The sequence below is a fragment of the Micromonospora sp. NBC_00860 genome (assembly GCF_045207375.1).
Taxonomy (GTDB): Bacteria; Actinomycetota; Actinomycetes; order Mycobacteriales; family Micromonosporaceae; genus Micromonospora; species Micromonospora vinacea.
In genome coordinates this window covers 2,703,471-2,716,715 of sequence record NZ_CP108825.1, presented here as the reverse complement: position 1 = coordinate 2,716,715, position 13,245 = coordinate 2,703,471, and the positions used below count along the sequence as shown (strand labels likewise).

Below are 13,245 nucleotides of genomic sequence, written 5' to 3'. Positions count from 1 at the left end.
GCGGCGTGAGTGAGCGTAGCGAGCGAACCATCAGGCACAGCAGCGTGGCGTCTCGCGCCGGCGCGGAGCGAAGCGGAGTGCTGGCGTGAGTGCCGAGGTCGCTCGCGCCGTGGTCACCGGCATCGGGGTGGTCGCACCGAGCGGCATCGGCGCGGACGCGCACTGGCGCACGGTCCTCGCCGGCACCCGCCGGACCGGGCCGATCACGTTGTTCGACCCGTCCGGCTATCCGACCCGCTTCGGTGGGGAGGTGCCCGGCTTCACCGCCGACTCCTACGCCGACAGTCGGCAACTGGTGCAGACCGACAGGTGGACGCACCTCGGCTTCGCCGCCACCCGGCTCGCGTTGGCCGACGCCGGCCTGCCCGACCGCGCCCCCGACCCGTACGGCTACGCGGTGACCCTGGCCAGCTCGTCCGGGGGCAACCTGTTCGGTCAGCGGGAGCTGCAACGCCTGTGGGGCGGCACGTCGCGGACGGTCGGGGCGTACCAGTCGATCGCCTGGTTCTACGCGGCCAGCGTCGGGCAGCTCTCCATCCACCACCAGTTCAAGGGCCCGAGCGGGGTGCTGGTCGCGGAGTCGGCCGGCGGACTGGACAGCCTGGCGCACGCCGCCCGCGCGGTCCGCCGGGGCACCCCGGTGGTGATCGCCGGGGCCACCGAGTGCCCGCTGAGCCCGTACGCGCTCGCCTGTCAGCTGCGCTCGGGGCTGCTCAGTGACGTCGCCGACCCGGAGCGGGCGTACCGGCCGTTCGACGCCACGGCCAGCGGCTACCTGCCGGCCGAGGGGGGAGCGGTGTTCGTGGTGGAGGAACTGGGGCACGCCCTGGCCCGGGGCGCCCGGGTCTACGGTGAGGTGAGCGGGTGGGGCTCCACCCACGACGCCGCACACACCACGGCGGAGAGCACCGGTGACCCGGCCCAGTACGCGCGGGCGATGCGCCTGGCCCTGGACCGGGCGGGCGTCGCCGCGGCCGGGATCGACGTGGTGCTGCCCGACGCGCTCGGGGTGCCCCGCTACGACCGCAGCGAGGCCGAGGCGTTGCGTGCCGTGTTCGCCGACCGGCCGCCCCCGGTGACCACGCAGAAACCGCTGACCGGTCGGGCGTACCAGGGCGGCTCGGCGTTGGACGTGGCCACCGCGCTGCTCGCCTTCGCCCACGACACGCTGCCCGCGTCGGCGGGGCCGGACGAGGTGGCTGAGGGCTGCGAGTTGGACTTCCTGCGCGAGCACCGCCGGCCGCGCAGCCGGCTCGCGCTGGTCTGCGCGCGGGGCTTCGACGGGTTCAACAGCGCGCTGGTCCTGCGTGGGGCCGCGCCGATGAGGGGAGAGGCGTCATGAGCGACAAACGGGCCCGGGTGGTCTTCCTGGTACGGGTGCCGGTGCCGCGCACCGAGCAGTTCCTCGCCGCGTACGAGGAGGTGCGGCACCTGGTCGCTGGCGGCGTGCCGGGGCACCTGGTCGACCAGGTGTGCCGTTCGTCGACCGACCCGGAACAGTGGTTGATCACCAGTGAGTGGGCGAGCCTGGCCGACTTCGAGGACTGGGAACGCACCCCGGAGCACCGGGACCTGGTGCGCCCGATGCGGGAGTGCTTCACCGACGCCCGTTCGCTGCGCTTCCACATCCACGCCCAGACGCCGGCACTGCCCTGACGGCTCCGCGCCCGCCCCGCCCCGCCCCGCGCCGCGCCGCGCCGCGCGATCTTGCACTTACTGTCGCGACATCGGGGGCATTTCACGCGTCTCGACGACCGAAAGTGCAAGATCGGCGCGGCGGGGCGACGCCTGGGCTGCGCCGCGCGGGGTCGACATCGGGGCGGGAGCGCGTAGGGTCCTGGAGCCATGAAGGTACTGATCTCGGTGGACCTGGAAGGCATCTCGGGGATCGTGCATCCCACCGAGACGAATCCGGATCGGTACGACTACGAGCGCGGCCGGGCTTTGATGACGGCCGAGGCGAACGCGGTGATCGGCGGTGTTCTCGATGCCGAACGCGACGCCGTCGTGTGGGTCGCCGACGCACACGGAACGTTTCGGAACCTCCTGCCGGAGGACCTCGACCGGCGTGCTCACCTGGTGCGGGGCAAACCCCGCCCGCTCGGCATGCTCGAGGGGCTGGACGAGCACACGGATGCCGTTCTGCTCGTCGGCTATCACGCTCGGGCCGGTGCCGGCCCCGCCGTGCTGGCCCACACGATAAGTGACGCCATCCTCGACGTGCGGATGGCCGGACGATCGGTGGGCGAGATCGGCCTCAACGTCGCCATGGCCGGGCACCTGGACGTGCCCGTCGTCCTGCTCAGTGGGGATGACACCGCCTGCGCGGAGTTCAGTGAGCTGGTGCCCTCGGCAGTCACCGTCGCCGTCAAGCAGACCCTGGGGCAGGCCGCCGCGGTGGCCCTGCATCCGCAGGAGGCGCGGGAGCGACTGCGCCACGCTGCCGCCGCCGCGGTCGCCCGGCGTGCCTTGATCCCGCCGATGAAGCTGGCGGGGCCGTTGGACGTGGAGGTCGACCTGTACGGGCCGTACATGGTCGACCTCGCGGTTCTGGTGCCGGGTGTGACCCGCGTCGGCGGCGGCCGGACGGTCGCCTTCCACGCCGCCGACGTCGCCGAGGCGTACCGGCTGGTTCAGCTGCTCGTCCAACTCGCCAGCATCAAACCGAGCTAGCTGTACTGCCCAGGGACGTTGGTCGAGATTGTGTGACGACACGATCTGATGTCGTAGGTAGGTGAAGGCCTCCGGTTGTGGAGTGGAGCTGTCTAGGAACCGCTCCGGCAACAGGAGGCCTTCGTGTCCCACGCTAACGCCGCTTTGACTCCTCGTGCACGTCTGCGCCTGGCGCGTCTGATCGTTGATGAGGGCTGGCCGGTCGCCCGGGCGGCTGAACGTTATGACGTGTCCTGGCCGACTGCGAAACGTTGGGCGGTGCGGTATGCCGAGCACGGGCCCGCCGCAATGGATGACCGGTCGTCGCGCCCGCACCACAGCCCCACGAGGACAGCCCAGCCCGTGGTGCGCAAGATCGTGCACCTGCGGTGGAAACAACGCCTCGGGCCCGTGCAGATCGCCGGCCAGCTGGCCATGCCAGCTTCGACCGTGCACGCCGTTCTGACCCGCTGCCGGATCAACCGGCTGACACACATCGACCGCGCCACCGGCGAGCCGATCCGCCGCTATGAACACGACCGGCCCGGCGCGATGCTGCACGTCGACGTGAAGAAGTACGGCAACATCCCCGATGGCGGCGGCTGGCGCTACGTCGGCCGAGCCCAGGGCGAACGCCATCGGCGAAGCACCGCGCACCGCACCGGCGCCCGCAACACCCACTACGACCCGCGCATCGGCACGGCGTTCGTGCACACCGTCATCGACGATCACTCCCGCGTCGCCTACGCCGAGATCCGCGACGACGAGACCGCCCTGACCGCGGTCGACGTACTCCAAAACGCCGTCGCCTGGTTCGCCGAGCGAGGCATCACCACCGAACGCGTCCTGTCCGACAACGGCTCGGCCTACAAATCACACGCCTGGCGCGACGCCTGCCACCAACTCGGCATCCGCCCGAAGAAGACCCGCCCCTACCGGCCCCAAACCAACGGCAAGGTCGAACGCTTCCACCGCACCATGACCGACGGCTGGGCGAAACGACGTTTCTACAGCTCAGAACACGCCCGCCGAGCAGCCCTCCCCGCCTGGCTCCACCACTACAACCACCACCGACCCCACACCGCCACCAAAGGCCAACCACCCATCACCAGGTTGACCAACGTCCCTGGGCAGTACAGCTAGCGCGCGCGAACCGTCGGACTCACCCGGTGAGCGTGACGCCATCGGCCGTCCGGCTGGGGCCACGCGACGGTTGTACGAGGCGTCATGCCTCGGTGACGCTCCGCCGGATCGCCCGCCCGATCCTGCCCGCCGAACGGGCTGTCGGCAATCCGGCTGGCCGCTGCTTTTGATCCATCCATTCGCATCTAGCAATGGCCCTGTGGGCGTCGTATGGTTCCCCGCAGCACCCCGACAAGCGTACGTGATGGGCGGATTCGCCCTCTTTCATGCTGGGCGGTGAACGGCAGTGACGGCAGAAGATCCTACGGCGACAGACCCTGGCTGGGTGGATGAAGTCCTCTTCGGGGGCCACCCGACCGACGTTTGTCTCCGTCTGCCCGACCCCGTCGACCGGGCCACCCTGCATCGGTTGGTCTCCGCCGCGCAGGACCGGCTGACCGCCGCCGGACTGCGCCCCGGTGGCGCCGCAGCGCTGCGGTTGCCGCCGTCGCTGGCGTACGTGGTGAACCTGCTCGCCACCTGGCGCGCCGGGGGGCAGGCGATCCTGCTCGACCACCGGCTCACCGACCACGAGGTGGACCGCGCACTGGCCCGGTTGACCCCGCAGGTGGTGGTCGCCCCGGTGCGGACCGGTGGCGGCGCGCTGAAGATCTTCGTCGACGTCACCGAGGGCGTCACCCGGTACGCCGACCGGCCGGCGGTCAGCCGCCACGCCGTGATCCAGCTCAGCTCCGGCTCCACCGGCCCGTCCAAGGTGATCGGCCGCACCGCCGCCGACCTGGTCGCCGAGGTGCACCGCTACACCCGGATCGACGGGGTGGCGCTGCCCGGCGAGAGGATCATCCTGCTGCCGTCGATGGTGCACGTGCTCGGCCTGGTCGGCGGCCTGCTCTACGGGCTGCACGCCGGGGTCGAACTGGTGCCGCCGGAGCGGCTCAGCGGCGACGCCGCGCTGGCCGCGATCAGCGCCGGCACCACACCGGCCACCGTGCTCGGTGTGCCGTTCCACATCGGACTGCTCGCCTCCACCCGCCCGACCGGGCCATTGCCGCAGTTGCGGCGGATGACCACCGGGGGCGAGCTGGTGCCGGCGGCCGTTGCCCGGGCGTTCACCGACCGGTACGGGGTGCCGCTGGGCAACATGTACGGGATGACCGAGGTCGGGGTGATCGGCACCGACCTGTACGGGGCGCACCGACCGTCGATCGCCCCCGCGCCCGGGATCGAGGTCCGGGAGTCCGGCGGTGAGCTGTGGGTGTCCTGCCCGGCGTCGCCGTACGTCGGACTGAGCGACCCGACCCGGTGGTCCGACGGCTGGCTGCACACCCGCGACGCCGGCACCGTCGATGAGCACACCGGCCTGGTCACGGTGCGCGGTCGACTCGACTCGCAGGTCTCCGTCGGCGGGATGAAGGTCGACCTGACCGAGGTGGAGGCCACCGTCGCCGAGCTGACCGGGGTGGCCGCCGCCGTGGTGGTCTGGGACGACGGCATCACCGCGTACGTCCAACCCGACGGCCCGCTGTCGGAGGAGACGCTGGACAAACTCCTGGCCGAGCGGTTGGCCGGCTACAAACGGCCCCGGGTGCTGCACCTGCTCGATCAGTTGCCCCGTACCACCACCGGCAAGTTGGTCCGCTCGACCGACGCGCTGCGTTCGGCGGTCACCCCGTGACCGGGCCACTGCACCACCTCGACGTCGACAGGCGCGTTCGCGTGCGCGGCGACGGCCAGGACGAGGCCCCCGTCCAGGTGCGGGTGACCGACCCGCAGGTGCTCGACACCGGGCACCGGCCGCAACGGCAGCCCCGGCGGCGGCATCAGCCGGCGCAGCCCGTCGTCCCGCAACCCCCGCCCGAGCGCCTTGCCGACCGCCTCCTTCGCGGTCCACAGCCGCAGGAAGTCCACAGTCCGGCCAGCCTCGGGCCGATCGCCCAACCGGGCCAGCTCGGTGGGCGGGAACCAGCGGCGGGCCAGCGCGAGCGCCGGCAGCGGGCGGATCCGCTCCACGTCCACCCCGACGGCGCCAGCGCGGCGGGCGGCGACCACCACCAGCCCGGCGGTGCGGCTGACGCTGACCGCCAACCCGACGTCGTCGACCCTGACGACCGGCCGTCCTTCGCGGTCGTGCGTCAGCACCACAGCGGTCTCCGCGCGACCGAGCAGCAGCGAACCCGCCCGCCGCACCAGCACAGCGGCCGGATCCGGCTGACCGCCGGTGTCCCGGCCGACCCACACGTAGACGGTGTCCCGACCGGACACCGTCAACTGATCCACGCAGAGAGGGTATCCATGAGAGCCGAGGTCCGCGCCTTCGTCGTCGAGCAGCTCGCCGACATGAACTACGACGTCGAGGGGCTCGACGACGACACCACGCTCGGCCCGTCCGGCGTCGACCTGGAGTCTCTCGCCCTGGCCGACCTGTCCGTCCGGGTCGAGGACCGTTACGGCCTGACGTTCGCCGACGACGAGTCGGAGCAGCTGGCCCTCATGACGGTCGGCGAGTTCACCACAATGGTCGCCAACCGCGTCACCGAGGCGACGAGCGACAAAGCCTGATGAGCGGTCAGCCCGATCTGGGGCGAGCTGACCTGATGACCATGCTCGCCGAACTCACCGCGAAACCGGCTGCCGAGGTGTCCGACCGGATCGGCTCGATGGAGCTTGCCTGGCTGGTGCACCTCGTCGAGCAGCGCTACGACTGCCGGCTCGACCTCACCGACGACGAACTGGCCGGTATCCGTACCGTCGACGACGCCCTGGTGGTGTTCCGGGCGTCGCTGACCGCCTCCGCAGATGGTTGAGGCGCGCGTCGCCCAGCTCACCGGCGTGTACGCGGTCAGTGCCCTGGGGCGGGGCGCCGACGCGCAGCTCGCCGGTGCGCTGGCCGGGGTGCCGGCGTTCGGACCGGTGAGCCGGTTCGACACCGCTGCCCGCCGGGTCACAGTGGCGGCCACGGTGCCCGAGGTGGGCACGCTCCCCGACGAGCTGGCCGCCGCGATCGACGCGGCCTGCCGGGCGGCCGGCCTGGACCGTGCGCAGCGCACGGGCTGCGCCCTGCTGCTCGCCGTGCACGGCGGCCCGGCCCTCGGTGCGGGTCCGGCCCCCGCCGCCGGTGCAGGACCGGCCCTCGGTACGGCCCCGGCCGTGCTCGCCGGTCAGCTCGCCGCCCGATGTGGACTGTCCGGTCACACCCGGGTCTACACCAGCGCCTGCGTGTCGGCGAGCACGGCGGTGGCCGACGCCGCCGCCCAGATCACCCGCGGTGACGTCGAGCGGGTGGTGGTCGCGGCCGGCTACCTGGTCGAATCGGACCAGTTCGCGCTCTTCGACGCCGGTCGCGCCCTCGCTGTCGACGGGGCGGTCCGCCCGTTCAGCGCCGGCCGGCGGGGGTTGCTACTGGGTGACGGCGTGGTCGCGGTGGTGCTGGAATCGAGCACCGGCCGGCGGCGCGGCGTCGATCCGGTGGCCACAGTGGTCGGTTGGGGGCGGGCCGGTGACGCGTTCCATCCCTGCCAGCCGGAGCCCGGCGGCACCGGACTGGCCCGCGCTGTCGACGCCGCGCTGCGCCGGGCCGGGCTGCCACCGGAGGCCGTCGGCTACGTCAACGCCAACGCCACCGGTACCGCGCAGAGCGACGCCGCCGAGGCAGCCGCCCTGCGTCGGGCCCTCGGCGGGCATGGCACCCGGGTCGCGGTCAGCTCCACGAAGTCGGTGCACGGGCACGCGTTGGAGGCGTCCGGGCTGCTCGAACTGGTGGTCACCGCCCTCGCGCTGCGCCACGGCGAGCTTCCGGTCAACGCCGGCTGGCTAGGACCCGACGACTCCTGCCCCCTGAACGTCGTCAAGGACCAACCACAGAAGACGACGGCAACCCACGCCCTGACCCTCAACGCCGCCTTCGGCGGCGCCAACACCGCTCTCCTGGTCGGCGTCGGATGACCGCCCCCCACTCCCCGCGATCTTGCACTTTCTGCCCCGACGAATCCGACCAACCACTCGAAACGACGACCGAAACCGCAAGATCGGCGGGGGAGAGGGCGCGGGCCTGCTGGCCTGAGGGTGGGGACGTCGCGGGTGGGGCGGCGGGGGTGCCGGGGTTCGTGCACTCGGACTTCGCGCCGGTGGTGGTGGCCGTCGCGGAGCGGTGTCTGCGGCGGGGGTACGGGTCGGCGGGAGTGCCCGCCGGGGTGCGGACGGGGATCGTGCTGGTCAGCGCCAGCGGCGATCTCGCCAGCGCCCAGCACGTACGGGAGACCGTCGAGGCCGGCGGGCGGGTCGGCCCGCTGTTCTTCTTCCAGTCCGTGCCCAACAGCGTCGCCGGGCACATCGCGGCCCGCTGGGACCTGCGCGGCCCGGTGGTCTGTCTCAGCCCGACCGGCGACCCGTACAGCGACGGCGTCGCCGAGGCCGACCTGCTGCGCGACGACGGCGACGCCGACGAGGTGTTGCTGATCCTGATCGAACAGGCACCCGACCGGCCGACCGAGGCGGTCGCGGTGCTGCTGGGGGGAGGAGCACGACAATGAGGACGCAAGGACTGCGCGGCGCACTGGCCGCCGACACCGAGCTGGGTGCGGGCAACGTCCTGGCCCGGGTACTGGCGCACGGCGCCGACCCGGACGGGCCCGGCCTGACCTTCGACACCGCCGTCGACGGGCACCCGGCCGAGACGCCACTGACGCTGGGGCAGCTCGACGAGCGGGTCGCCGCCCGCGCCGCCTGGCTGCACGAACAGGGGGTACGCCCCCGCGACCCGGTCGCCGTCTGGGCCACCGCCGCCGCCGACATGGTGCTCAGCTTCCTGGCGTTGGCCCGGCTCGGGGCGATCCCGGCGCTGATGAACGGCAAACTCCGTCCGGAGATCGCCGCCGAGTACATCCGCCGCCTGCGGGGCGTCGGTGTGCTGGCCGACGACGCGCACACCGCGCTGCTGGCCGGGCACGACCTCGGCGTACCGCTGCTCGGCACCCCCGCGCAGGCCGGCGCTGGTGACCCGGCCACGGCCCCGGCGCACTACCGGCACCACCCGGACGACCCGATCGTGATCACCCACACCTCCGGGACGACCGGGGTGCCCAAGGCGGTGCTGCACTCGCACGCCAGCCTGTTCGCGGCCACCCGGCACCTGCTCACCATGCCGCAGGCGCAGGGCACCACCCGGATCCTCAACGCGCTGCCCGCCCCGCACACCGCCACGGTGCTGATGGTCAACCAGGCGCTGGGCAACCGCGCGCAGATGTTCCTGCTGTCCGAGCAGGGCGGCGAGCGGGTGCTGGACGCGATCCAGCGCTGGCGCCCCGACGGGGTGTTCGGTTTCTCGGTCACCTGGGCGGAGCTGGCCCGCTTCGACCTGTCCGGGTACGACCTGGACTCGGTACGGCTGTGGTTCAACACCGGCGACGCCTCGCACGAGCCGCACATCCGTCGCCTCGTCGCGGTCGGTTGGCACGACACGGTCACCCGCGACGGGGTGGCGAAGGTGCCCGGTTCGGTCTTCATCGACGGTCTGGGCTCCAGCGAGATGGGGCACTCCATGTTCCACATCACCCACCGCGCCGACACCGACCGGTACGGCCGCTGCATCGGCCGCCCGTACCGGTTCACCAAGGTCGCGGTGCTCGACGCCGACGGCGACCCGGTGCCGGTCGGCGAGGTGGGTTTCCTGGGCATCGACTCGCCGTCGCTGTTCCGGGGCTACTGGAACGACTCGGTCACCACCCACCGCTTCCGCCAGCGCGGCTGGTACCTCACCGGGGACCTGGTCCGTGCCGACGCCGACGGCCGTTACTACCACCTGGACCGGGCGGTCGACTCGGTCGACGCCGGTGACGGGCGGCGCTTCTACACCGCGCTGTCCGAGGAGCGGATCCTCGCGGCCTGCCCGGACGTCACCGACTGCACTGTGGTGATCGTTGCCGAGGCCGGCGTGGTCGTCACCGACGTGCTGCTGGAGTTGGCCGCCGGCGCCGACGAGGCCGAGGACCGCACCGAGCGGGTCCGCACCGCTCTCGGCCCGGACGTCGGCGCCACGCTGCGCCGGGTCGTGCCGGTGCGCTCCGCCGACATCCCGGTCACCGTGACCGGCAAGGTCCGCAAGGTGGTCCTGCGCGAGCGCTACCTCACCGAGGCCCCTTCATGACCGCATTGATCACGGGGATGGGTCTGTTCACACCGGTCGGGCGGGGCGTCGAGGAGACCTTCGACGCGCTGACCACCGGCCGGTCCGGGCTGACCCGCCCGCCCGAGGGACACCCGGTCAGCGAGTCGCTGGACGTCGCCGGCCTGCTGCCCGACATCGACCCGCGGACCGTCGCGTCCGGGCCGGAGACACGGGTGCTGGACCGGATCGTCGTCCTCGCCCTGCTCGCCGCCGCCGACGCCCTCACCGACGCCGGCATCGAGGTGGGCCGCGACGTCGACCCCGACCGGATCGGGGTGATCGTCGGTGGGGTCGGGGGGATGGCCACCCTGGAGTCGCAGGTGCTGGCCCGGGCGGCCCGGGGTCGGGCGGCGGTCAGCCCGTACCTGCTCACCGGGATCCTGCCGAACATGCCGGCGGCGCGGATCGCCATCGCGCACGGCATCCGGGGCTACAGCTCGTCGGTCGGCACCGCCTGCGCCTCCGGCGCACAGGCGGTCGCCGACGGGGTGCGGCTCATCGCGACCGGAGAGGTCGACGTGGTGCTCTGCGGGGCCAGCGAGGCACCGCTCTTCCCCACCTTCGCCGACACGTTCGGCAACGCGCGGGCGTTGGCGCGCGCCGGCACCGACCCGGGCCGGGCGAGTCGGCCGTTCGACACCTCCCGCAGCGGGTTCGTCCTGTCCGAGGGTGCCGCGCTGCTGGTGCTCGAACGCGCCGAGCACGCGGCGGCGCGTGGCGTCGTCGGGTACGCCGAGGTTGCCGGCCACGGCGCGACGACCGACGCGTACCACCCGACCGCCCCTCGCCCGGACGGCGCCGGCGCGGCGGCGTGCATCCGCCGGGCGCTGCGCAGCGCCGGTGTGCCGGCGGCGGCGGTCGGCTACGTCAACGCGCACGGCACCGGCACGAAGCTCGGTGACATCGCCGAGACCACCGCCCTGGCCGACGTCTTCGGCGTCGGCGGTGTGCCGGTCAGCTCCACCAAGGCGCTCACCGGTCACCTGCTCGGTGCCTCCGGGGTGCTGGAGGCGGCGGCCACCGCGGTGGCGCTCGGTCGGGGGCTGCTGCCGCCGACGTACCACCTCGACGATCCGGATCCGGCCTGCCCGGCGGACCACATCCGTGGCACCCCCCGCAAGGCCGACCTGGAGTACGCGGTCACCAACTCGTTCGGGTTCGGCGGCCAGAACGTGAGCCTGCTGCTGGCCCGCGTCGCCGAGCCGAGGGGGTGATCGGGGCGGCATCCCGGGCGGTGAGTGCCCGGACGGCAACACAGGGGGAATCGGGTGGGAAGGGTTTCAGGGGACATGGACATCCGTGGTATCGACCACATCGAACTCTACGTGGGGGACGCCCGACAGGCGGCCTTCTACTTCAGCACCGCCGTCGGCTTCGAGATCTGTGGCCAGGGTGGCCCGGAGACCGGGCTGGCGGGGCAGCGCACAGTGCTGCTCTGCCACGGCGACATCCGGTTGCTGCTCACCTCCGGGTTGAGCGCCGAGCATCCGGCCGCGCGGTACGTGCAGCGCCACGGTGACGGCATCGCTGTCGTCGCCGTCGAGGTCGACGACGTGTCGGCCGCGTACGCCGAGCTGGTGGGTCGGGGTGCGACAGGAGTGACGCCACCGACCACCCGCGCCGGCGCGGACGCCGAGGTGGTGATCGCCGAGGTGGACGGCTTCGCCGACGTGCGGCACCGGCTGGTGCAGCGCCGGGGTGACCGGGGCGAGTTCCTGCCCGGTGCCATCACCGCTGCGGCGTCCACGACGGACGGCCACCCGCCGGTGCTCGCCGAGATCGACCACCTGGCGGTCTGCGTGCCGCCCGGCCAGCTCGACGAGACGGTCCGGCACTTCGAAGCGCTGTTCGACTTCGCGCAGATCTTCGAGGAGCACATCGAGGTCGACGGACAGGGGATGAACTCCAAGGTGGTGCAGAGCCCGTCCGGGCGGGTCACAGTGGTCCTGCTCGAACCGGACCGCTCCCGGCGGCCCGGGCAGATCGACGCGTTCCTGGACCAGCACGCCGGTGGGGGAGTGCAGCACCTGGGGCTGCGCACCGACGACATCGTCGGCGCGGTGGAGGCGCTGGGCCGGCGCGGGGTGCGCTTCGCCGGCACCCCGGCCAGCTACTACGACGCCCTGGAGGCGCGGGTCGGCCGGGTGGACGCCCCGCTGGACCGGCTGCGTGAGCTGGGGGTGCTTGTCGACTCCGACCACGACGGTCAGCTGTTGCAGATCTTCGCCGAGTCGATGCACGTGCGTCGCACGCTCTTCCTGGAGCTGATCGAGCGGCGCGGCGCGCGGGGCTTCGGCAGCGGCAACATCAAGGCGCTCTACGAGGCCAAGGAACGGGAGTTGGCCGCCGTGGCGGCCACACCACAGGGGGTGGGGGCGTGAGCTTGACCGCCGAGGAGCAGGCGCTGCTGCCGTCCGACGACGACGTGCGGCACTACGCCGAGCACGGCTGGTACCTGTCGGGAAAGGTGTTCACCGACGACGAGGTGGACGCCCTCGCCGCCGCCGCGCAGCGCTACTACGACGGGGAGCGGGACCGGCGGCTGCCGGTACGCCCACCGAAGCTGGCCTACTGGGAGCAGTCCTTGGGCCCGGTGCAGCGGCACAACGACTACGTCCACCACGAACACGACGGGCTCGGCGCGATCCTGCGCAAGCCGCTGCTCGGCGCGGTCGCCGCCCGGCTCGCCCAGGCCGACGAGATCCGGGTCTTCCAGTCCACGCTGATCTACAAGCCGCCGATCTCCGGCGAGCCGAGCAACATCGTGCCCTGGCACTTCGACAAGCACTACTGGGCGTCCTCGTCGTCGGAGAAGATGCTCACCGCCTTCATCCCCTTCCACGACTGCGGGGAGGAGATGGGCACCATCACCATGGTCGACGGCTCGCACCGGTGGAAGGAGATCGGCGCGGACGACACTGTGGTGCGGCACTTCGCCGACCGGGACCGCAGCCAGCTGGAGGAGATGCTGGCCGAGAACGCCGCGTACAACGGCGCGGAGATCCGCAAGATCCCGATGGTGATCCCCAAGGGACACGTGAGCTTCCACCACTGCCGCACCTACCACGGCAGCGGCCCCAACGTCAGCGGTCGCCCCCGACAGGCGATCTCGCTGCACCTGCAGGACGGCGACAACGCCTGGCGGGAGTATCCGCTCTCCGACGGCACGCTCGCCGCGTACAACCACGACGTGCTGGTCCGCCGCACCCACGACGGGCGGCCGGACTACGCGGACCCCGACTACTGCCCGGTCATCTGGCGCCACCGCGCCCAGCAGGGAGGCTGAC

14 protein-coding genes are annotated in these 13,245 nt (G+C 72.5%); 13 read left to right on the top strand and 1 reads right to left on the bottom strand.

Going from position 1 to position 13,245, the window contains the following annotated elements; all coding sequences use genetic code 11:
• The first annotated feature begins 85 nt into the window (after positions 1-85).
• The 5 genes from OH804_RS12410 (at position 86) to OH804_RS12390 (ending at position 5,470) form a co-directional block, all read left to right on the top strand.
• Positions 86-1,342, top strand: coding sequence for a beta-ketoacyl synthase N-terminal-like domain-containing protein (locus OH804_RS12410; RefSeq protein WP_196922955.1), 1,257 nt, complete (start codon positions 86-88; stop codon positions 1,340-1,342).
• Positions 1,339-1,656 (top strand): antibiotic biosynthesis monooxygenase family protein, encoded by a 318-nt coding sequence (locus OH804_RS12405; RefSeq protein WP_406065187.1) that lies wholly within the window; start codon positions 1,339-1,341, stop codon positions 1,654-1,656. The genes OH804_RS12410 and OH804_RS12405 overlap by 4 nt, the downstream gene beginning before the upstream one ends.
• A 189-nt stretch (positions 1,657-1,845) precedes the next feature.
• Positions 1,846-2,673 (top strand): M55 family metallopeptidase, encoded by an 828-nt coding sequence (locus OH804_RS12400; RefSeq protein WP_406065185.1) that lies wholly within the window; start codon positions 1,846-1,848, stop codon positions 2,671-2,673.
• A gap of 123 nt (positions 2,674-2,796) precedes the next feature.
• Complete coding sequence (locus OH804_RS12395; protein WP_196922395.1) at positions 2,797-3,795, top strand: IS481 family transposase; 999 nt, start codon at positions 2,797-2,799, stop codon at positions 3,793-3,795.
• Between the two features lie 325 nt (positions 3,796-4,120).
• Positions 4,121-5,470: a class I adenylate-forming enzyme family protein gene (locus OH804_RS12390; RefSeq protein WP_406065183.1), complete on the top strand. Its 1,350-nt coding sequence runs from the start codon at positions 4,121-4,123 to the stop codon at positions 5,468-5,470.
• Here the strand turns inward: OH804_RS12390 and OH804_RS12385 are convergent.
• Complete coding sequence (locus OH804_RS12385; RefSeq protein ID WP_406065181.1) at positions 5,398-6,072, bottom strand: 4'-phosphopantetheinyl transferase family protein; 675 nt, start codon at positions 6,070-6,072, stop codon at positions 5,398-5,400. The genes OH804_RS12390 and OH804_RS12385 overlap by 73 nt on opposite strands.
• Positions 6,073-6,087: 15 nt before the next feature.
• Here OH804_RS12385 and OH804_RS12380 point away from each other — a divergent pair, with 15 nt between their 5' ends.
• From OH804_RS12380 to OH804_RS12345, 8 genes are all read left to right on the top strand, one after another.
• Complete coding sequence (locus OH804_RS12380; RefSeq protein ID WP_196922961.1) at positions 6,088-6,354, top strand: acyl carrier protein; 267 nt, start codon at positions 6,088-6,090, stop codon at positions 6,352-6,354.
• On the top strand, positions 6,354-6,599 hold the full coding sequence (locus OH804_RS12375) for an acyl carrier protein (RefSeq protein ID WP_112638592.1): 246 nt from the start codon (positions 6,354-6,356) through the stop codon (positions 6,597-6,599). Before OH804_RS12380 ends, OH804_RS12375 begins: the two co-directional genes overlap by 1 nt.
• Positions 6,592-7,737 carry a beta-ketoacyl synthase N-terminal-like domain-containing protein gene (locus tag OH804_RS12370; RefSeq protein WP_406065179.1) on the top strand — a complete coding sequence of 382 codons (1,146 nt, stop codon included), beginning with the start codon at positions 6,592-6,594 and terminating at the stop codon, positions 7,735-7,737. The genes OH804_RS12375 and OH804_RS12370 overlap by 8 nt, the downstream gene beginning before the upstream one ends.
• A 149-nt stretch (positions 7,738-7,886) precedes the next feature.
• Complete coding sequence (locus tag OH804_RS12365) at positions 7,887-8,324, top strand: beta-ketoacyl synthase chain length factor (protein ID WP_406065177.1); 438 nt, start codon at positions 7,887-7,889, stop codon at positions 8,322-8,324.
• Entirely contained in the window at positions 8,321-9,937 is a 1,617-nt protein-coding gene (locus tag OH804_RS12360) for a class I adenylate-forming enzyme family protein (RefSeq protein ID WP_406065175.1), read from the top strand. Before OH804_RS12365 ends, OH804_RS12360 begins: the two co-directional genes overlap by 4 nt.
• Positions 9,934-11,172, top strand: coding sequence for a beta-ketoacyl-[acyl-carrier-protein] synthase family protein (locus tag OH804_RS12355; protein WP_406065173.1), 1,239 nt, complete (start codon positions 9,934-9,936; stop codon positions 11,170-11,172). Before OH804_RS12360 ends, OH804_RS12355 begins: the two co-directional genes overlap by 4 nt.
• A 75-nt stretch (positions 11,173-11,247) precedes the next feature.
• The gene (gene hppD, locus OH804_RS12350; RefSeq protein ID WP_406065171.1) at positions 11,248-12,339 is read left to right on the top strand and encodes a 4-hydroxyphenylpyruvate dioxygenase; all 1,092 of its coding nucleotides are present in this window, start codon (positions 11,248-11,250) and stop codon (positions 12,337-12,339) included.
• Entirely contained in the window at positions 12,336-13,244 is a 909-nt protein-coding gene (locus OH804_RS12345; protein WP_406065169.1) for a phytanoyl-CoA dioxygenase family protein, read from the top strand. The genes hppD and OH804_RS12345 overlap by 4 nt, the downstream gene beginning before the upstream one ends.
• The last annotated feature ends 1 nt before the right edge of the window (position 13,245 follow it).

Excerpts from the sequence above, each read along its gene's own strand:
- OH804_RS12405 (WP_406065187.1), top strand. The coding sequence starts at position 1,339 with ATGAGCGACAAACGGGCCCGGGTGGTCTTCCTGGTACGGGTGCCGGTG.
- OH804_RS12400 (WP_406065185.1), top strand. The coding sequence starts at position 1,846 with ATGAAGGTACTGATCTCGGTGGACCTGGAAGGCATCTCGGGGATCGTG.
- OH804_RS12380 (WP_196922961.1), top strand. The coding sequence starts at position 6,088 with ATGAGAGCCGAGGTCCGCGCCTTCGTCGTCGAGCAGCTCGCCGACATG.
- OH804_RS12375 (WP_112638592.1), top strand. The coding sequence starts at position 6,354 with ATGAGCGGTCAGCCCGATCTGGGGCGAGCTGACCTGATGACCATGCTC.
- OH804_RS12370 (WP_406065179.1), top strand. The coding sequence starts at position 6,592 with ATGGTTGAGGCGCGCGTCGCCCAGCTCACCGGCGTGTACGCGGTCAGT.
- OH804_RS12360 (WP_406065175.1), top strand. The coding sequence starts at position 8,321 with ATGAGGACGCAAGGACTGCGCGGCGCACTGGCCGCCGACACCGAGCTG.
- OH804_RS12355 (WP_406065173.1), top strand. The coding sequence starts at position 9,934 with ATGACCGCATTGATCACGGGGATGGGTCTGTTCACACCGGTCGGGCGG.
- hppD (WP_406065171.1), top strand. The coding sequence starts at position 11,248 with ATGGACATCCGTGGTATCGACCACATCGAACTCTACGTGGGGGACGCC.